Genomic DNA, 19,014 nt, shown 5'->3' on the forward strand with positions numbered 1-19,014 from the left:
GGCGGGAGCCGACGGAGCGGGAGCCGCGGCCTCGGGGGCGGCGGGCTTCTCGGCGGCCGGGGCGGGCTCGGGCTCGGCCGGGGCGGGAGCCTCGGCGTCGCTCTCGGCGTCCACCGACGGGGTCGCCTCGTCAGTGGCCTCGGTCTCGGCGGCCTGGACCTCGGGGGCCTCCTCGGCGGGAGCCTCGGGCTCGGACGCCGACGCGGCTCCGGAGCCGTCTCCGATGCGCACCAGCTCGGCGCCGACCTCGACGGTCTCGTCCTCCTGGACGAGGATCTCCTCGATCACTCCCGCGACGGGCGACGGGATCTCGGTGTCGACCTTGTCGGTCGAGACCTCGAGCAGGGGCTCGTCCACCTCGACGCGGTCCCCGACGTTCTTCAGCCAGCGGGTGACCGTTCCTTCCGTGACACTCTCTCCGAGTGCCGGGAGGCTGACGGATTCGCTCATGAGCCTGTCTCCTTAAGACGCTTGTGTTTCGATGTCCAGCTTACTGATGCGGAAGCGGCGGGTCGCCGCACCGCAGTGGTTCTACAGGGCGTGCAGCGGCTTCCCGGCCAGAGCGAGGTGCGCCTCGCCGAGCGCCTCGTTCTGAGTGGGGTGCGCGTGCACGAGGGGCGCGACGTCCTCGGGATGCGCCTCCCAGTTCACGATGAGCTGAGCCTCGCCGATCAGCTCGCCGACGCGGGCTCCGACCATGTGCACGCCGACGACCGGGCCGTCGACCAGGCGCACGACCTTCACGGAGCCGGTGGTCCCGATGATCGTGCTCCGGGCGTTGCCGCCGAGGCCGTAGTCGTACACGGCGACGCGCTCGGCGCCGTACTCGGCGATCGCGCGGGCCTCGCCGAGGCCGACGGAGGCCACTTCGGGGTCGCTGTAGGTCACCTTCGGGACGTTGACGTCCGAGACGACCTGCGGGCCCAGACCGGCGATCTCCTCCGCGACGAAGATCCCCTGCTGGAAGCTCCGGTGCGCGAGCTGGAGCCCCGGCACGATGTCGCCCACGGCGTACACGCCGGGGACGGAGGTCTGCAGGCGCTCGTCGGTCAGCACGTAGCCGCGGTCGAGGCGGACCCCGGCCTCCTCGAGGCCGATGCCCGCGGTCACCGGGCCGCGGCCGACGGCGACCAGCAGGATCTCGCCCTCCACCGTGGCGCCGCTCTCGAGCGACACGGAGACGCCGCCCTCGCTCTGCGAGACCGACGCGACGCGGGATCCCAGCTGGAAGGCGATGCCCCGCTTGCGGAAGGCGCGCTCCAGCTGCTTGCTGACGCTCTCGTCCTCGTTGGGAACGAGGTGGGGGAGGGCCTCGACGATCGTGACCTCGGCGCCGAACGAGCGCCAGACGCTCGCGAACTCGACGCCGATCACTCCGCCGCCGAGGACGACGACGCTCGCGGGCACGTGGTCGAGCTCGAGAGCCTGGTCGCTCGTCAGGATCCGGCCGCCGATCTCGATGCCGGGGAGGGTGCGGGAGGCGGACCCGGTGGCGACGACGATCGACGCGCCGTGGAGCACGTGCTCGCCGACGGTCACCGTGCCGGGCGCGGTGAGACGGCCCTCGCCCGTGACGACCGTGATGCCGCGCGAGGACACGAGGCTCTGGAGCCCCTTGTACTTGCCGGCGACGACGCCCTCGCGGTAGCGCGTGACGCCCGCCATGTCGATCCCGGTGAAGCTCGAGAGCACGCCGTACTTCTCTCCCTCGCGGGCGCCGTCCGCCAGCTCGGCGGCGTGCAGCAGGGCCTTGGTGGGCACGCATCCCCTGTGCAGGCAGGTGCCGCCGAGCTTGTCGCGCTCCACGAGCGCGACGCTCATCCCGAGCTGCGTCGCCCGGAGGGCCGCCGCGTACCCGCCGCTGCCACCTCCGAGCACGACCAGGTCGTAGCGCTCTTCCGACACCCAGTGACTCCCTCGCGACGTGCGGTCCCGCTTCCCGGCCGACCGGCTCCGGCGCTGAGCGCCGAGCGGATCGGGAGGGGGGACGAGGCGGGATCTCCCGCCCCGTCGACCCTACTACGCGCTCGCGAAGCCCTCGGCCAGGGCGATCAGCGCGCGCACCGAGACCCCCGTGGCGCCGGCTCCGGTGAAGCCGTAGCCGCCGCCTCCGTTGCTCGAGGGGCCGGCGATGTCGAGGTGCGCCCACGGGATCGTGGTCGCGTCCTCGCCCTCGCCGCGCTTCCCGACGAACTCGCGGAGGAAGTGGCCGGCGAGGAGCATGCCGCCGGCGGTGTTGCCCGGCTTGACGTTCGCGATGTCGGCGATGTCCGAGTTCAGCAGCGGTCGCAGCTCCGCGGGGAGGGGCATCTGCCAGAAGGGCTCTCCCGCCGCGCGGGCGGCGTCGAGGACGCGGGAGACCAGCTCGTCGTCGCCCAGAGCGCCGACGGTCCGGTTGCCGAGGGCGACCACGGAGGCGCCGGTCAGCGTCGCGACGTCGATGATCGCATCGGGCTGCTCCTCGCTGGCGGCGACGAGGCCGTCGGCGAGCACCAGTCGGCCCTCGGCGTCGGTGTTCAGCACCTCCACCGTGGTCCCGCCGCGCACGGTGAGCACGTCGTCCGGGCGGATCGCGGTCCCGGAAGGGAGGTTCTCGGCGATGCAGAGCCAGGCGGTCGCGCGGAGCGGGAGGCCGAGCTCCGCGATGGCGCGCACGACGGCGTACACGGTCGCCGCGCCCGCCATGTCGGTCTTCATCCCGATCATCGAGGCCGGCGGCTTGAGCGAGAGTCCGCCGCTGTCGAAGGTGATGCCCTTGCCGACCAGGGCGAGGTGGGTGCTCGCGCCCTCGGGCGCGTAGGCGACCTTCACGAGGCGGGGCGGGCGGGAGGAGCCGCTGCCGACTCCGAGGATGCCGCCGAACCCCTCCTCCGCGAGGGCCTCCTCGTCCCAGACGGTGACCTCGAGGGGCAGTCCCTCTGCGCCGGTCTGCACGGCCTCGGCCAGCGTCTGCGGGTAGAGGTGCGACGGGGGAGTGTTGACGAGGTCCTTCACCGTGCCGACCGCGCGGCCGAGCACGAGCGCCCGGTCCAGGACGGCGGGGTCGGCCGACTCGCCGCCGCCCAGCAGGACGACGTGCTCGACGGGCGCCTTCGCCGCGGCGGCGGTGCTGCCGCGGAAGGCGGTGAAGGAGTAGGAGCCGAGCGCGGCGCCCTCGGCGACCGCGGCGAGCGTGCCGTCGGAGCCGGCGGGGAGGGAGAGGGCCACGGAGGCGGACCCCGCGAGCAGGCGGACGGCGGCGCCCGCGGCGTTCCGCAGCGCGGTGTCGTCGGGCTCCGCCGAGCCGAGTCCGACGAGCACGATCACTCCGGCACGGACCGAGGACGGCACGCGCACGAGCGTCTCGGCCGCGCCGGTCGCGCCGAGCGCGCTCAGCGCGGGGGCCAGCTCCTCGAAGCCCTCCGCGCCGACGAGCCGGGGACCGTCGGGTCCCGGGGCGACGCCGAGGACGAGGGCGTCGGTGTCGATGTCGGAGGCGGGAACGGTCGAGTACTCGAGAGAGGAGAGGGGCATGGCGGCAATGCTAGGCGCTGTTCGCTGAGGGCTCAGCGGACCCGGCCGGGGCGCCGGGACCCCCGTTTAGACTGGACGCATGCTGGATCCGGAAGACCTGTTCGAGATCGAGGGCGACCTCTCCGAGATCCCGCGCGGGCTGCACCTCGTCGCGGGCCTGACCGGCTCGGCCGACGCCGGGGGAGCGGTGGGGCAGCTGGGGGAGTACCTCTTCGAGACCCTCGAGCACCGCGGGGTCGCGGTCTTCGACCAGGATCAGCTGCTCGACTACCGGGCCCGCCGCCCCATCATCACGTTCGACCAGGACCACCTGACGGACTACCGTCCTGCGATGCTCCGGCTCTCGCTCGCGCACGACGAGCTGCACCAGCCGTTCCTCCTGCTCACCGGCTTCGAGCCCGACTTCCAGTGGGAGCGGTTCACCCGCGCGGTGGTCTCCCTCCTCGAGCGGCTCGACGTCGCCTCGACCACGTGGGTCCAGGCGATCCCGATGCCCGTGCCGCACACCCGGCCCGTCGGCGTCACCGTGAGCGGCAACCGCGAGGACCTGATCGAGGCGATGTCGGTCTGGAAGCCGCACACGCAGGTGCCCTCGAACGTCCTCCACCTGCTCGAGCTGCGCCTCTACGAGCGCGGTCTGACCGTGGTCGGCTTCGCGCTGCTCATCCCCCACTACCTGTCGGACACCGAGTACCCGCAGGCGGCGGTCGCGGCGCTCGAGAGCATCTCGGCGTCGACCGGCCTCATCTTCCCGACGGACCGCCTGCGCGAGAGCGGGCGGGAGTTCCTCGGCAAGGTCGACGAGCAGGTCGGCGGCAACGACGAGCTGCAGAAGCTGGTCTCGGCCCTCGAGGCGCGGCACGACACCTACATGGAGGGGACGAGCCTCCGCTCGCCGCTCACCGACGAGGACGGCTTCGTGCCCAGCGCCGACGCGATCGCCGCCGAGCTCGAGAAGTTCCTCGCGATCCGCCGCCCGGGCGAGGAGCCCACCGCCTCCTGAGCGGCCGTAGGATCGGACGAGTGCGTGATCGTCGAGCCTGGTTCGTCTTCGGTGCCGGAGCGTTCGCCTACCTCGTCGCGGTCCTGGACCGCACGACGCTGGGCGTCGCAGGAGTGGACGCCGCGGAGCGGTTCGGGGTGGCCGCCGCCGTCCTCTCGTCGCTCGCCGTTGTCCAGCTGATCGTCTACGCCGGGATGCAGATCCCGGTCGGGATCCTCATCGACCGGTTCGGCCCGCGGACCCTGATCCTCTCGGGCACGGCCCTGATGATGGCGGGCCAGGTCGTGGTCGCGATCGCGCCGGGCATCGGCGTCGCGATCGTCGGGCGGATCCTGCTGGGAGCCGGGGACGCCGCGATCTTCACCTCCGTGATCCGCCTCACGGTGACCTGGTTCAGCGGACCGATCGTGCCGCAGCTCTCGCAGTGGATCGGCAACATCGGCCAGGTGGGCCAGATCCTCTCCGCACTCCCGTTCGCGGCGATCCTCCACACGTTCGGCTGGGAGCCCGCGTTCCTCAGCGCCGCCGGCCTCGGGGCCGTGTCCTTCCTCGGCGTGCTCCTCCTGGTCGCCGACGTCCCGCCGCGCACCGAGCCGATCACGGTGGTGCCCCCGACGCTCCGGGCGACGATCGCGCAGCTCGGAGTGAGCCTGCGCCGGCCGGGGACGCAGCTCGGCTTCTGGTCGCACTTCGTCACGCAGTCCTCCGGCACGGTGTTCACGCTGCTCTGGGGCTACCCCTTCCTCGTCTACGCGATCGGCCTGCCGCCGACCGTCGCCGCGCCGACCCTCACGATCGTCGTGATCGCGGGGATCGTCGTCGGGCCGGTGCTCGGCGTCCTGACCGCTCGCCACCCCATGCGCCGCAGCAACCTCGTGCTCGGGATCGTCTCGGCGATGGCGGTCGCCTGGACCGTCGTGCTGCTCTGGCCCGGCGTCCCGCCGTACTGGCTCGTGGTGCTGCTCCTGATCGTCGTCGGAGCGGGCGGCCCCGGCTCCATGATCGGGTTCGACTTCGCCCGCACGTTCAACCCCTCGCGGAGCCTCGGCGCGGCGAACGGAGTCGTCAACGTGGGCGGGTTCCTGGCCAGCTTCACGATGATGTTCGCGATCGGCCTGATCCTCGACGCACTGGCCGGTCCCGGTGCCTCCTCCGAGCAGACCTACTCGCTCGAGCACTTCCGCCTGGCGTGGTGCGTGCAGTACGTGGTGGTCGGCGCCGGAGTCGTCGGACTCGTCGTCGCGCGCCGCCGGACCCGCCGCCGCCTGGCCGAGGACGAGGGAATAACCGTGGCCCCTCTCTGGGTTGCCCTGAGTGACCGGATGCGCCGCGGCCGCGCGGGGCGCTGACGGTCGTCCGTCGATCCGCCCTTCTGCAGACGCGATGTCCCAGCGGAACGGCCCGGATCCCGCCGGATCTAGCCCCACTCGCACCGCACCGCACGGCTGCACTACTCAGACGTGCAATAATTGTCAATAGGACCCGTTCGGGTCGAGGAGCACCAGGCCCACGTCGGGCGTGCGACGTCCTCGACTTGACATGGGTCCTCGTAATGCCCACCGACGGACGACGCCTTCCCGCGCCGCCCGCCCCCGGGACGCAACGGATGGAGAGGTGCCGCCATGGCCACCAGAGCTACCAAGACCGCAACGCTCGACGCCGTCGACGACGACGTGACGACGACCACCAAGAAGCCCGCGACGCGCAAGCCCGCGGCGAAGACCACGGCGGCCAAGACCACCGCGGCCAAGACGACCCGCTCGCGCGCCACGACCAAGGCCGCCGCTCCCGCCGACACCGAGGAGGAGCCGACCGACGCCGTCGAGCCCGACGAGGCGGCGGAGGAGGAGACCGAGGTCGTCGCCGAGGACACCGAGACCGACGCGAAGGACGACGCGGAGACGCCGGAGGCCCCGGCCGCCGCTGCCGTCGCCGCTCCGGCCGAGCCGCTCCCGAGCGGTGCGCTCGTCCTGTCGTTCGGCGGAGAGGACGACGAGGTCCCGGTCTACTCGACCGCGATCACCGGCGCCACCGCCGACCCGGTCAAGGACTACCTGAAGCAGATCGGCAAGGTCGCGCTCCTGAACGCGGCCGAGGAGGTCGAGCTCGCGATGCGCATCGAGGCCGGCCTGTTCGCCGAGGACAAGCTCGCCAACTCGACCGACCTCAGCCCGGAGCTCGTCCGCGAGCTGCGCTGGGTCGCGAAGGACGGCCAGCGCGCGAAGAGCCACCTGCTCGGAGCGAACCTCCGGCTCGTCGTCAGCCTCGCGAAGCGCTACACCGGTCGCGGGATGCAGTTCCTCGACCTCATCCAGGAGGGCAACCTGGGCCTCATCCGTGCGGTCGAGAAGTTCGACTACACCAAGGGCTTCAAGTTCTCGACCTACGCCACGTGGTGGATCCGCCAGGCGATCACCCGCGCGATGGCCGACCAGGCCCGCACCATCCGCATCCCGGTGCACATGGTCGAGGTCATCAACAAGCTGGCCCGCGTGCAGCGCCAGATGCTCCAGGACCTGGGCCGCGAGCCCACGCCCGAGGAGCTCTCGCGCGAGCTCGACATGACCCCCGAGAAGGTCATCGAGGTGCAGAAGTACGGGCGCGAGCCGATCTCGCTGCACACGCCCCTGGGCGAGGACGGCGACAGCGAGTTCGGCGACCTCATCGAGGACACCGAGGCGGTCGTCCCGGCCGACGCCGTGGGCTTCACCATGCTGCAGAAGCAGCTGGAGTCGCTGCTCGACTCGCTCTCGGAGCGCGAGGCCGGCGTGATCCGCATGCGCTTCGGCCTCGGCGACGGCATGCCGAAGACGCTCGACCAGATCGGCGACACCTTCGGCGTGACGCGCGAGCGCATCCGTCAGATCGAGTCCAAGACGATGGCCAAGCTCCGCCACCCGTCCCGCTCGCAGTCGCTCCGCGACTACCTCGAGTAGGCCGGTGATCCGCTACGCTCCGGCGGTCCTCCTCGGGAGGGCCGCCCGGTTCGCCGCGCGGGTCCGGAAGCCCGGCGGGGGATCCGCCGTGCCCGGACTCGTGGTGAACCGCGTCGCGCCCGGATTCCTGCCCGCGGTGCTCGACGGGTTCCGGGACGGCCTCGTGGTCGTCACGGGATCGGCGGGCAAGTCGACCACGACCAAGATGCTGGTCGCGGTGCTCCGCGCGCACGGGCTCCGGGTCTTCACCAACCCGTCGACGGCCAACATCGCCCAGGGGCTGACCTCCGCGCTCCTGGAGCGGGCGGACCTCCGCGGACGGATCGACGCCGACATCGCCGTCCTCGAGATGGACGAGGGTCACGGCGCGCGCCTCGCGCCCCGGATGCGCCCCCGCGTCGTCCTGCTGACGAACGTGGTGGTCGACCAGATCGACCGCTTCTTCGATCCGGCCATGGTCGCCCGGATGCTCGGCACCATCGCTTCCCGCGCGACCGGTCCCGTCGTGCTGAACGCCGACGACCGCCACGTCGCCGATGTCGCGACCTCCCTCCCCGACGAGCGGATCCGCTGGTACGGCGTCTCCTCCTCCGTCCGCGACTCCGCGTCCGGCGGTCTCGGCTACGCCGCAGAGGCGGAGGCCGGGACCGACCGTGCGACCACCGTCGTCGAGAGCACGACGGGAGCGGCCGCGCGCATCATCAGCGACGGCGACCCGCTCGAGGTCCAGCTCCCCGCACGGGGCGTCCACTACGCGGTGGACGCCGCGGCGGCCGTCTCCACGGCCCGCGCCGTGCTCGCCGAGCGCTTCGACCCGGCCCTCGCCGCCTCCGCGCTCTCGAGCATCGACCCCGTCTTCGGGCGGGGCGAGATCGTCACCGTGCGCGGCCACGAAGTCGAGTTCGTCCTGGTTCAGAACCCGGCGAGCTACCGCCTGAACATCGCGGAGATCCCCGAGGGGACCGAGCAGATCATGCTCGCGATCGGCTCCGACGTCCGAGACCCCTCCTACTTCTGGCCCGTGGACACCTCCGTGCTCGGGCACGTCCGTGTCGTCTCGGGGTCGAAGGCGCACGAGGCGGCGCTGCACCTGCGCTACGACGGCGTGCGCGTCGACTCCGTCGACGAGGACCTGGGTCGCGCGCTCGACGCGTTCCTCGCTCTGCCGACCCCCGCCTCCGGCCGGAAGACCATCGTCTTCTCGGCCGATTCGATGCGCCGCACCCGTGCGCACCTGCAGCTCGTCACCAACCGCGAGGAGACCGCGTGACCACCCTCCGCATCGCCGTGCTCGCTCCCGACGTCCTGGACAGCAACGGCGACGCGGCGAACGCCCGGGTCCTCGCGGCTCGGGCGCGCTGGTCGGGCGTCGAGGCGGAGGTCGTGCCGCTCATGACCGCCTCCGACGCCGAGGTCCGTCCGGACGTCCTGGTCGCCGGGACGGGAGCGGACGAGGACCTCCCGGGCGTCCTGGCACTCCTCCACGAGATCGCGCCGACGCTGCGGGCCTGGGTCGACCAGGGCACTCAGGTGGTCGCGGTCGGAGCCGGCTGGGAGATGCTGGCCGGTTCGATCAGCACGGCCGCGGGCGGCGCCCGGGGTATCGGGCTGTTTCCCGGAGACTCGGTCACGGGCGAGCGCGCGACCGACGACCTCCTCGTCGAGACGCCGGGCGGCGTCCTCGTCGGATTCGAGAACCACGAGCGCCGGATGACCGGGATCGCGCCCGAGGACGCGCTCGGCCGAGTGCTGCACGGCACCGGCGACGGCGCCGGCCACGAGGGCTACGCGGAGGGAGGCCTTCTGGGCACGCACCTGCACGGCCCCGTCCTCGCGAAGAACCCCTCGCTCGCGGACGCGATCCTGCGGCGCGCCCACGGCGACGCCTACTCCCCGTCGGACGAGCGTCTCCGCCTGGTCGATGAAACGGCACGAGCCGCTCGCGATGTGATCGCGAAGCGGCTCGGTGTCGGTCGGTAGGGCGCTGACGCACCGTCCGGGCTGATCGGGGACGCGCTAGGGGCGCTGCTCCTCGAAGAGTCGGGCGGACTCGTCGTGCCAGCTCTGGGCGATGCTGGAGAGCTTCTCCTGGTACTTCTTCCCGTGGTGTGCGCAGAACAGCAGTTCTCCGTTGTTCACGACCACTCGGATGTACGCCTGCGCACCGCAGCTGTCGCAGCGGTCGGCGGCGGAGAGCTGGTGGGCACCGGCGAGCTCGTCCACGCCGTTCTGGGTTGCTGTGGTCGACATGACTTGGCCTCCTGCACTCGTTCTTCGATCTCTGCTTAGTGGAACCCATCCAAGCACGCGATTGTTTCCGCACGGAGTCGATCGGTCGGCATTTCGCTCTGCGCGTAGGGGCCCCGCGCCGAGCGGCCATCGTGCTGTCGCCGGGTGCCGCGCCACCGCGGCCGGAGCGGTTCCCGAAAGTAGACTGGGCGGATGGCCTCCACCGACTACAACGCCCGCCACCTCTCCGTCCTCGAGGGTCTCGAGGCGGTCCGGAAGCGGCCCGGCATGTACATCGGATCGACCGACTCGCGCGGCCTCATGCACTGCCTCTGGGAGGTCATCGACAACTCCGTCGACGAGGCGCTGGCCGGGCACGGGACCGAGATCAGCGTGCTCCTGCACGCCGACGGCAGCGTCGAGGTGCGCGACCGCGCGCGCGGGATCCCGGTCGACATCGAGCCGAAGACGGGGCTCTCCGGAGTCGAGGTCGTGTTCACGAAGCTGCACGCGGGCGGCAAGTTCGGCTCGGGGTCCTACGCGGCGTCCGGCGGTCTGCACGGCGTCGGCGCCTCCGTGGTCAACGCGCTCTCGGAGCGCCTGGACGTCGAGGTCGACCGCAACGGCCGCACCTACCGGATGTCGTTCCACCGGGGGGAGCCCGGGCGCTTCGCCGACGCGGGCGAGCCCACCCCCGACGCTCCGTTCACGCCGTTCGAGAACGGGTCGGAGCTGACGGTCGTCGGGAAGGTCGCCAAGGGCGTCACCGGAACGCGCGTGCGCTACTGGGCCGACCGCCAGATCTTCACGAAGGGCGCCTCGTTCCAGACGGACGACCTGGTGACGCGCGCCCGGCAGACCGCGTTCCTCGTCCCCGGCCTGACGATCGACATCGTCGACGACAGGGCGGACGAGCGCCGCGCCGAGATGTTCCGCTACGACGGCGGCATCTCGGAGTTCGTCGAGTTCCTCGCCCCCGACGCTCCCGTGACCGAGGTGCTGCGCCTCACCGGCTCCGGCACCTTCACCGAGACCGTGCCGGTGCTGACCCCCGGCGGCGCCATGGTGCCCACCGAGGTGGAGCGCACCTGCGAGGTCGACATCGCCCTGCGCTGGGGCACCGGCTACGAGACGGTGATGCGCAGCTTCGTGAACATCATCTCGACGCCCAAGGGCGGGACGCACCAGACCGGCTTCGAGCAGGGCCTGCTGAAGCTGCTCCGCTCCCAGGTGGAGGCGAACGCCCGCCGCCTCAAGGTCGGCTCGGACAAGCTCGAGAAGGACGACGTCCTCGCCGGGCTCAGCGCCGTGCTGACCGTGCGGCTCCCTGAGCCGCAGTTCGAAGGCCAGACGAAGGAGGTGCTGGGCACGCCCGCCGTCCGCGCGATCGTCGCCTCCACCATCGCCTCGACGCTGGGCGCGGTGTTCTCCTCGACGCGCCGCGAGGACAAGGCGCAGACCTCCCAGCTCCTCGAGAAGGTCGTCGCCGAGATGAAGTCGCGGATCTCGGCCCGCGCGCACAAGGAGACGCAGCGCCGCAAGAACGCGCTGGAGTCCTCCTCCCTTCCGGCGAAGCTGGTCGACTGCCGCAGCAGCGACGTCGAGAACAGCGAGCTCTTCATCGTCGAGGGCGACTCCGCCCTCGGCACCGCCAAGCTCGCCCGCAACAGCGAGTACCAGGCCCTGCTGCCGATCCGGGGGAAGATCCTCAACACGCAGAAGGCGAGCATCGCCGACATGCTCTCGAACGCCGAGTGCGCCTCGATGATCCAGGTGATCGGAGCCGGCTCCGGCCGCTCCTTCGACCTCTCGGCCGCCCGCTACGGGAAGATCATCCTGATGAGCGACGCCGACGTCGACGGCGCCCACATCCGCACCCTGCTGCTCACGCTCTTCTTCCGCTACATGCGGCCGCTCGTCGAGGCGGGGCGCGTCTTCGCCGCCGTGCCTCCGCTGCATCGGCTCGTGGTGATGAACGCGGGGAAGAAGCCGAACGAGACGATCTACACCTACTCCGAGAAGGAGCTGCAGAGCGTGCTCGCGGCCCTCGGCAAGGCGGGCCGCCGTTACCAGGACCCGATCCAGCGCTACAAGGGGCTCGGCGAGATGGACGCGGACCAGCTGGCCACGACGACCATGGACCGCTCCCGTCGCACCCTCCGGCGGGTGCGGGTCGCCGACGCGGAGAACGCCGGCCGGGTGTTCGAGCTGCTGATGGGCAACGACGTGGCACCCCGCAAGGAGTTCATCGTCCGCGGGTCCGAGTCGCTGTCGCGGGACCGTATCGACGTCTGAGCCGCGGGGCTCAGAACACCTCGGGCGCCGCTCCGATCGTCGCGATCGGCGCCGCGAGCGCCACGCCGGAGCCGTCGCGCTTCATCCCGGAGTCGGGCAGCGCGGCGACCGAGCCGTCGGCCTCGAGCGCGTGCGCGGGACCGGGGCCGACCCACGCCACTCCGAGGGCGGTCTCACCCTTGAGGAAGCGCTGCGCACGGACTCCGCCGGTGGCCCTGCCCTTGGCGGGGAACTCCGAGAACGGCGAGACCTTCGCACTGCCGGTGTCGGTCCCCGAGAGGGCCCAGCTGTCGACGGCGACCGTCGCGACGACGGCCTCGTCCCGGTCCTCGGCGGCGACGACGGCGAAGTGCACGACGTCGTCGGTCTCGGCCAGCTTGACCCCGGCCATCCCCGCGGCGGTCCGGCCCTGAGGGCGGACGGCGGACGCGGGGAAGCGCAGCAGCTGGGCCTCGCCGGTGACGAAGACCAGCTCGTCCTCCTCCGCCGACGCGGCCGCGCCCACGACGGCGTCCTTCGGCTTCAGGGCGATGAGCTCGATGTCCGGGCGGTTGGGCAGCTCGCCCGGCGCGACGCGCTTGACGACGCCCTGCTGGGTGCCGAGCGCGATCGGCCGCTCGTCGTCGAGGGCGACGAGCGCGAGCACCCGCTCGTCCTTCGCCAGGTGCGGGAGGTAGTCGCTCATGCGCACGCCCGCGCCCAGCTGCACCGAGGAGGAGGGGACGGCGGGCACGTCGACCGGCGAGAAGCGGAGGAGCCGACCGGCGCTGGTGACCGCGCCGATCTCCGTCCGGCTGGTCGTGTCGAGCACGCTGAGGACGGCGTCGTGCTTCGAGCGGCGCGTGGCGCGCTCGGGGTGGGGAGCGGCCTCGGGGTCGCGGTCGACCCGCACCATGCGGCCGGTGGTGCTCAGCAGCACCCGGCAGGGCACGTCCGCGATCTCGAGCACCGCGGCGGCCTTCCGCCCGGTGGTGGCGACGGAGGGACGCGCCTCGGTGAGCAGGGTGCGCCGCGGGGTCCCGAGGCGCTGGGCGACCTCGTCGAGCTCGTCCGAGACCAGCTCGTCGATCCGTGAGCGGCTGGCGAGGAGGGCCTCGAGCTCGGCGATCTCGGCGAGGAGGGTGTCGCGCTCGGTCTCGAGCTCGATGCGCGAGAACTTCGTGAGGCGGCGGAGCTGGAGCTCGAGGATATAGTCGGCCTGCAGGGTGCTGAGGTCGAAGACCTCGATCAGCCGGGCCCGCGCCGCCGCGGTGTCGTCGCTCCCGCGGATCAGCTGGATGACCTCGTCGATGTCGAGGATCGCGATGAGCAGGCCCTCGACCAGGTGCAGCCGCTCCTGGCGCTTGCGCAGTCGGTAGCGGGTCCGCCGGGTGACGACCTGCACCCGGTGGCCGATGTAGACCTGCAGCAGCTCCTTCAGGCCGAGGGTGCGCGGGCCGCCGTCGACCAGCGCGACGTTGTTGATCGAGAACGCGTCCTCGAGGGGCGTGTAGCGGTAGAGCTGCTCGAGGACGGCCTCCGGGCTGAAGCCGGTCTTGATCCCGATGACGAGCCGGAGGCCGTTGTCCCGGTCCGTCAGGTCGGTGACGTCCGAGATGCCGCTGAGCTTCTTGTTCTGGACGCTGTCCTTGATCTTGTCGATGACCTTCTCGGCGCCGACGAGGTAGGGCAGCTCGGTGACGACCAGGCCGGACTTGCGCGCGGTGATGCTCTCGACCGAGACGCGCGCGCGGGTCTTGAAGCCGCCCCGGCCGGTCGCGTAGGCGTCGCGCACGCCGGCGAGGCCGACGATCGTGCCACCGCTCGGGAAGTCCGGTCCCGGGACGAACGACATCAAGTCGTCCAGGGACGCGTCGGGATGGGCGATCAGGTGCCGGGCCGCCCCGATCACCTCCACGAGATTGTGGGGCGCCATGTTCGTCGCCATGCCGACGGCGATGCCGCTGGCCCCGTTGACCAGCAGGTTCGGGAACGCGGAGGGGAGGACCTCGGGCTGGTCGTGCGAGTTGTCGTAGTTCGGGACGAAGTCGACGACGTCCTCGCCGAGGTGCTCGGTCATGGCCGTGGCGGCCGGGGCGAGGCGGGCCTCGGTGTAGCGGGCCGCGGCCGGGCCGTCGTCGAGGGAGCCGAAGTTGCCGTGCCCGTCGACGAGGGCGACCCTCATCGTGAACGGCTGGGCGAGGCGGACGAGGGAGTCGTAGATCGAGGCGTCGCCGTGCGGGTGCAGCTTGCCCATCACCTCGCCGACCACGCGGGCCGACTTCACGTGGCCGTGATCGGGCCGCAGCCCCATCTCGCTCATCATGTAGAGGATCCGGCGCTGCACCGGCTTGAGGCCGTCGCGGGCGTCGGGCAGGGCCCGCGAGTAGATGACCGAGTACGCGTACTCGAGGAAGGACCCCTCCATCTCGGCCGAGACGTCGACGTCCTCGATGCGCTCGGTGAGCGAGGATCCGGAGGAGGGGGCTGCAGCGTTCATGACTCGATTCGGTGGCGGGCGCGGGGCGGCGGCGGGGGACTGCACCGCCCTGCGGCGCTCGACGGGACGGGCGGAGCGGAGACGGCGCCTCGCGGACGGGACCGGCCCTCCCGTTCACGCGGACGCTCCGCCGCACCGGCCCGGCGGGGACGGCGGCGCTGTGCGAAACTGGGCGCGATGACCCACATGCTACCGCCAGCCCCCGACGGGCGGCGGAGCCTCGCCGACGTCCTGCCGGGCGCCCTCGACGCGCTCCTGGGCCGCCCCGGCCTCTTCGGCTCGCCCCGCGTCGAGCGGATCGTGGTCGTCCTCGTCGACGGCCTGGGTGCCGCGAACCTCCGCCAGCGCGGGGGCCACTCGCGCACGCTCGCTCCGGCCCTCAACCGCGGCACCACGCTCGTCTCGGGCTTCCCGACGACCACCGCGGCGGCCCTGGCGAGCCTGACGACGGGCCTGCGCCCGGGCGGGCACGGGATGGTCGGCTACCGCGTGCTCGACCGCGCCTCCGACCGCCTGGTCAACCAGCTCTCCGGCTGGGACGAGGGCATGGTGCCCGAGACGTGGCAGCCCCACCCCACGGTCTTCGAGCAGGCCTCGGCCGCCGGTGTCCGGGCCGGAGTGATCGGCCCCGCGCGGTACGCCCGCTCCGGTCTCACGCGGGCGATCCTGCGCGGCGCCGAGTACCACTCCGCCGGCGGCGTCGCCGAGCGCTTCACGGCGGCGCGCGCCCTGCTCGACGAGGGCGGCCGGCAGCTCGTGTACCTCTACGTCCCCGAGCTCGACCAGGCGGCGCACGCGCGCGGCTGGGAGTCGCCGGAGTGGACGGCGGCGCTCGAGCTCCTGGACGGGGAGGTCGGCGGAGCGGTCCGCGGGCTCTCCGCCCGCGAGAGCGTGCTGGTCACCGCCGACCACGGCATCGTGGACGTTCCGGCGTCCTCGCACGTGCTCGTCGAGCGGGGACCGCTGCTCGAGGGCGTCCGGCACCTCGGCGGAGAGCCCCGCTGCCTGCAGCTGCACCTCGAGCCGGGTGTGGACCCCGACGAGGTGGCGCGGCGCTGGATCGAGGCGGAGGGCGCACGCGCCTGGATCGCGACGCGCGACGAGGTCGCCGTGAGCGGCTGGTTCGGCGAGGTCTCTCCGGCGGCGGCCGAGCGGATGGGCGACGTGTTCGTCGCGGCGCGGAGGACCATCGCCTACTACGCGGCGGACGACTCCTCCGGCCGCTCCATGATCGGGCAGCACGGGTCGCTCACGCCGGAGGAGATGCAGGTGCCGCTCCTCCGCTTCGGCGCGCTGGCCTGAGCCGGGCCGAGGGGACGGGGGCACCGTCCACCCCGGCGGAGCCGCGCCGGCGGAGGTCAGTCGTCGCTGCGCGCTCCGAAGACGATCTCGTCCCAGCTCGGCATCGACGCCCGCCCCCGGCGGAGGCTCCCGCGCACGCCCGACGGCTGCTCGGGGACCGGGGGAGCGGTGCGCGGCGGCTCCGGTGCCTTCTCGACCGGAGGAGCGGCCTCGGCCTCGGGCTCCGGCTCCTCGCGGACGCGGAGGCTCGAGGCGTGATCGCGCTCGCCCCGGCGGCGCCGCAGGGCGTCGAGCAGGTCGGCGGTGTCGTTGAGGTTGCGCTCGCGCTGCTCCGTCGTGCTGGTGACGGGGCGGGGGAGCGTCGAGATCGGGCGCGGGGTCTCGGAGAGGGCCGGCTGCGGCTCCGTGTCGGAGGGGCGGACGGCGGCCGGTCGGGCGTGCGGCATCGCGGCGGGGCGGCCTGCCGTGGGGTGGTCGGCCCGGGCGGAGCGGGTCGGCGCCTCCGCGGATTCGGGGTCGAAGCGCGTGGCGAGCTCGTCGACGGCGGCGGGGATGACGGCGCGCAGGCGCGGGATGAGGGTCGGCCGGATCTCGCCCTGCTGCGAGAGCGTGATCGCCTCGGAGGTCAGCGGCGACAGCAGCGCCTTCCGCGGGTCGAAGCGCCAGCGGGCGTCGTGGTCGATCTCGTCCGAGCGGAAGAGGAGCTTGACGACCCAGCCCTCCTCCTCCTTCCAGCTCGACCACTGCTCGCCCTCGGCGCCGAGCGACGCGAGGCGGTCGCGGATGACATCACCGAAGGGCGTGCCCTCCTCGAGAGGATCGGGGTCGGTGGTCGTGTAGACGCGCACGGCGAGAGCGGACGCGACGATGTGCTCGCGCTCGGCTGTGACGGGTCCCTCGAAGCGCTGGACGTAGCCCAGGTCGGCGCCCGTGAGCTCGGCGACCTCCTCGGCGGAGAGCCCGGAGCGGATGTGGGCCTGGATCTCACGGGGGGAGACGCGCTTCTCGCGCGGCGGGAGGGTGTGGACCCGCGGCCGCAGCTGGCTCTGCAGCGTCTCGTCGATGCGGACCGAGAAGCGCTCGCCGCCCTCGGACACGAGGACGAGCGATCCGCCCTCGACGCCGATCACCTTCAGTTCCATCATCGTGGGGACCCTCCTTCTGGACGCGGACCGGGCAAGGATGCCACGCGCCCGGGCGATCGGCCGGGAATACCCCGGGCGGGTCGAAAGTTGGTGCGGAAGGAGGCAGGGCGAGCGGGTGTCAAGAGCCGTTCGAGGTGGTTTGCGAATCGATGCGTCGTGATGCACACTGACCCCGCCGATTTGTTGAACAGCAGAAATAAGAAGTGGATGGGAATGGCTACGGACTACGACGCCCCCCGCAAGACCGATGACGACTCCGAGTCGATCGAGGCCCTGAAGGAGCGAGTCCCCGACAAGATGTCCGGAGTCGTCGACGTCGATGACGCCGACAACCCGGGCGGATTCGAACTGCCCGGTGCCGATCTGTCCGACCTCGATCTGGACGTCGTGGTCCTTCCGCCCCAGGCGGACGAGTTCACGTGCGTGAGCTGCTTCCTCGTGAAGCACCGCTCGCAGATCGACCACGAGGAGAAGCTCGGACCGATCTGCCTGGAGTGCGCTGCTTAAGCGCCTCCCGGCTCCGATGGACGACCGCTCCGTCGCCGTGATCCCCGGATCGCGGCGACGATGTCGTCCGGGCGGCGGGTGGAGACCAGCCAGTACGGCGTCGGGTCGGCCGGATCCTCGATCGGGACCCGCACCACCTCCTTCACCCAGCCGCGGATGACCAGGTACGCCCGCGCGTCCAGGCGCGTACCGCGCTCGGCGAACGCCTGGTCCCCCGAGTAGGAGGACGGCTCGCCCACGAGGTCCAGCGGGATGTGCGCGCGGCCGGCGCGCAGCTCCCCCTCCGCCACCTCGATCACGGGGGTGAGCGCCAGCAGCGACAGCACGCAGCCCGCGTACAGAACGACCGCGACGATCACCCCCACCGCGAGGTCGATGGGCGCGAACACCAGGATGCTGGCGGGGATCACGAGGGCGGTGGCGACGAAGAGCCAGGGCGCGGGCCACAGCCTCTCTCGGTAGGACGGCATGACCCTATTGGATCAGACGTTTGGTCTACCCTCGTCACGTGCCTGCAACCGTCGACGTCCCGATCACCGCGGACCGGCTCCCCTCCTACGCCCGTCCGGGCGACGCGGGAGCCGATCTCCACTCGACGGAGGACGTGGTGCTCGCCCCCGGTGAGCGCGCCTCCGTCGGCACCGGGGTGGCCGTCGCCCTCCCGGAGGGCCACGCCGGCTTCGTCGTCCCCCGCAGCGGGCTGGCCTTCAGGCACGGCATCACCGTCGTCAACGCCCCCGGAACGATCGACGCGGGCTACCGCGGCGAGATCCGGGTGGCGCTGCTGAACACCGACAGCCGCGAGACGTACCGCGTCTCGGCGGGGGACCGGATCGCGCAGCTCGTGATCGTCCCCGTCGTCCAGGCGAGGTTCACGGCCGTCGACGAGCTTCCCGAGTCGGTCCGCGGCACGGGCGGCTTCGGATCCACCGGGTACGCCGCCGGCGCCCAGGAGACCAGAATCCACGAGGAGAGCGCATGAGCGACATCCAGTCCACGACCGGCGAGGCCGCCGAGCCCGTCCAGCAGGACTTCGAGAAGTCGGCGCCGGAGGACCGCGCGGAGGCCGGGCCCCTGGACGAGCGCGAGGCCAACCCGGTCCGCCCCTACATCGACCTCGGCGGGGTGAAGGTGCTTCCCCGCGAGGGCATGCACATCCGCCTCGAGGTCGAGGAGGGGACCAAGCGCGTCATCGCCGTCGGCCTCGACTACGCAGGGTCGACGCTGCAGGTGCAGCCCTTCTCCGCGCCGCGCTCCTCGGGCCTCTGGCACGAGATCCGCGGCCAGATCGCCGAGCAGATCGGCCGTCAGGGCGGATCGACGACGGAGCGCGACGGCGTCTTCGGTCCGGAGCTCGTCGCCGAGCTCCCGATCGCCGGCGGCCAGACCCGCGTCGCCCGGTTCGTCGGCGTCGACGGTCCGCGCTGGTTCCTCCGCGGCGTGATCGCCGGAGCCGGAGCCGTCGACGAGCAGGCGGCCGCCTCGGTCGAGGAGCTCTTCCGCAGCATCGTCGTGGTCCGCGGCAGCGGCCCGATGCCTCCGCGCGACCTGATCCCGCTGAAGGTGCCGACCGGCAGCCAGACCCAGCAGAGCGCGAGCTGACCG

At 72.3% G+C, this 19,014-nt stretch carries 17 protein-coding genes; 10 read left to right on the forward strand and 7 right to left on the reverse strand.

Annotated features, from left to right (window positions below):
* From C5C46_RS00005 to C5C46_RS00015, 3 genes are all read right to left on the reverse strand, one after another.
* On the reverse strand, positions 1-450 hold a 450-nt coding region (locus C5C46_RS00005), incomplete at its 3' end, for a biotin/lipoyl-containing protein (protein WP_308471123.1).
* Between the two features lie 81 nt (positions 451-531).
* Entirely contained in the window at positions 532-1,905 is a 1,374-nt protein-coding gene (lpdA, locus tag C5C46_RS00010) for a dihydrolipoyl dehydrogenase (RefSeq protein WP_104222126.1), read from the reverse strand.
* 114 nt (positions 1,906-2,019) lie between these two features.
* The gene (locus tag C5C46_RS00015; RefSeq protein WP_104225226.1) at positions 2,020-3,513 is read right to left on the reverse strand and encodes a leucyl aminopeptidase; all 1,494 of its coding nucleotides are present in this window, start codon (positions 3,511-3,513) and stop codon (positions 2,020-2,022) included.
* Positions 3,514-3,592: 79 nt separating this feature from the next.
* Here C5C46_RS00015 and C5C46_RS00020 point away from each other — a divergent pair, with 79 nt between their 5' ends.
* From C5C46_RS00020 to C5C46_RS00040, 5 genes are all read left to right on the forward strand, one after another.
* On the forward strand, positions 3,593-4,516 hold the full coding sequence (locus tag C5C46_RS00020; RefSeq protein WP_104225227.1) for a proteasome assembly chaperone family protein: 924 nt from the start codon (positions 3,593-3,595) through the stop codon (positions 4,514-4,516).
* A gap of 20 nt (positions 4,517-4,536) precedes the next feature.
* Entirely contained in the window at positions 4,537-5,865 is a 1,329-nt protein-coding gene (locus tag C5C46_RS00025; RefSeq protein WP_104222120.1) for a nitrate/nitrite transporter, read from the forward strand.
* 273 nt (positions 5,866-6,138) lie between these two features.
* Positions 6,139-7,452: an RNA polymerase sigma factor gene (locus C5C46_RS00030; protein ID WP_104222118.1), complete on the forward strand. Its 1,314-nt coding sequence runs from the start codon at positions 6,139-6,141 to the stop codon at positions 7,450-7,452.
* A gap of 4 nt (positions 7,453-7,456) precedes the next feature.
* On the forward strand, positions 7,457-8,722 hold the full coding sequence (locus C5C46_RS00035; RefSeq protein WP_104225228.1) for a Mur ligase family protein: 1,266 nt from the start codon (positions 7,457-7,459) through the stop codon (positions 8,720-8,722).
* Positions 8,719-9,432 carry a type 1 glutamine amidotransferase gene (locus tag C5C46_RS00040; protein WP_104225229.1) on the forward strand — a complete coding sequence of 238 codons (714 nt, stop codon included), beginning with the start codon at positions 8,719-8,721 and terminating at the stop codon, positions 9,430-9,432. The genes C5C46_RS00035 and C5C46_RS00040 overlap by 4 nt, the downstream gene beginning before the upstream one ends.
* Positions 9,433-9,468: 36 nt before the next feature.
* Here the strand turns inward: C5C46_RS00040 and C5C46_RS00045 are convergent, their stop codons facing one another.
* Positions 9,469-9,702 (reverse strand): hypothetical protein, encoded by a 234-nt coding sequence (locus C5C46_RS00045; RefSeq protein ID WP_068212876.1) that lies wholly within the window; start codon positions 9,700-9,702, stop codon positions 9,469-9,471.
* A 192-nt stretch (positions 9,703-9,894) separates the two neighbouring features.
* Here C5C46_RS00045 and C5C46_RS00050 point away from each other — a divergent pair, with 192 nt between their 5' ends.
* Positions 9,895-11,976: a type IIA DNA topoisomerase subunit B gene (locus C5C46_RS00050; RefSeq protein ID WP_104225230.1), complete on the forward strand. Its 2,082-nt coding sequence runs from the start codon at positions 9,895-9,897 to the stop codon at positions 11,974-11,976.
* A gap of 10 nt (positions 11,977-11,986) precedes the next feature.
* Here C5C46_RS00050 and C5C46_RS00055 read toward each other — a convergent pair whose 3' ends face one another.
* Complete coding sequence (locus C5C46_RS00055) at positions 11,987-14,455, reverse strand: DNA topoisomerase (ATP-hydrolyzing) subunit A (protein ID WP_104225231.1); 2,469 nt, start codon at positions 14,453-14,455, stop codon at positions 11,987-11,989.
* Between the two features lie 177 nt (positions 14,456-14,632).
* On the opposite strand from C5C46_RS00055, the gene C5C46_RS00060 reads away from it, so the two are divergent.
* Positions 14,633-15,757: an alkaline phosphatase family protein gene (locus C5C46_RS00060; protein ID WP_258059231.1), complete on the forward strand. Its 1,125-nt coding sequence runs from the start codon at positions 14,633-14,635 to the stop codon at positions 15,755-15,757.
* A 56-nt stretch (positions 15,758-15,813) separates the two neighbouring features.
* Here C5C46_RS00060 and sepH read toward each other — a convergent pair whose 3' ends face one another.
* Entirely contained in the window at positions 15,814-16,902 is a 1,089-nt protein-coding gene (gene sepH, locus C5C46_RS00065; protein WP_104222108.1) for a septation protein SepH, read from the reverse strand.
* A gap of 213 nt (positions 16,903-17,115) precedes the next feature.
* Here sepH and C5C46_RS00070 point away from each other — a divergent pair, with 213 nt between their 5' ends.
* Positions 17,116-17,409 (forward strand): DUF4193 domain-containing protein, encoded by a 294-nt coding sequence (locus C5C46_RS00070; RefSeq protein WP_055792269.1) that lies wholly within the window; start codon positions 17,116-17,118, stop codon positions 17,407-17,409.
* Here the strand turns inward: C5C46_RS00070 and C5C46_RS00075 are convergent.
* Positions 17,406-17,879, reverse strand: a complete 474-nt coding sequence (locus C5C46_RS00075; RefSeq protein ID WP_104225232.1) for a DUF3093 domain-containing protein — start codon at positions 17,877-17,879, stop codon at positions 17,406-17,408. The two genes, C5C46_RS00070 and C5C46_RS00075, sit on opposite strands and share 4 nt — an antisense overlap.
* A gap of 38 nt (positions 17,880-17,917) precedes the next feature.
* Between C5C46_RS00075 and dut the strand changes: the two genes are divergently transcribed.
* Together dut and C5C46_RS00085 are read left to right on the forward strand one after the other, a co-directional pair.
* Positions 17,918-18,391 (forward strand): dUTP diphosphatase, encoded by a 474-nt coding sequence (gene dut, locus C5C46_RS00080; RefSeq protein ID WP_104222105.1) that lies wholly within the window; start codon positions 17,918-17,920, stop codon positions 18,389-18,391.
* Entirely contained in the window at positions 18,388-19,011 is a 624-nt protein-coding gene (locus C5C46_RS00085) for a DUF3710 domain-containing protein (protein ID WP_104222103.1), read from the forward strand. Before dut ends, C5C46_RS00085 begins: the two co-directional genes overlap by 4 nt.
* The last annotated feature ends 3 nt before the right edge of the window (positions 19,012-19,014 follow it).

The organism is Rathayibacter sp. AY1E6 (assembly GCF_002931115.1).
GTDB lineage: Bacteria > Actinomycetota > Actinomycetes > Actinomycetales > Microbacteriaceae > Rathayibacter.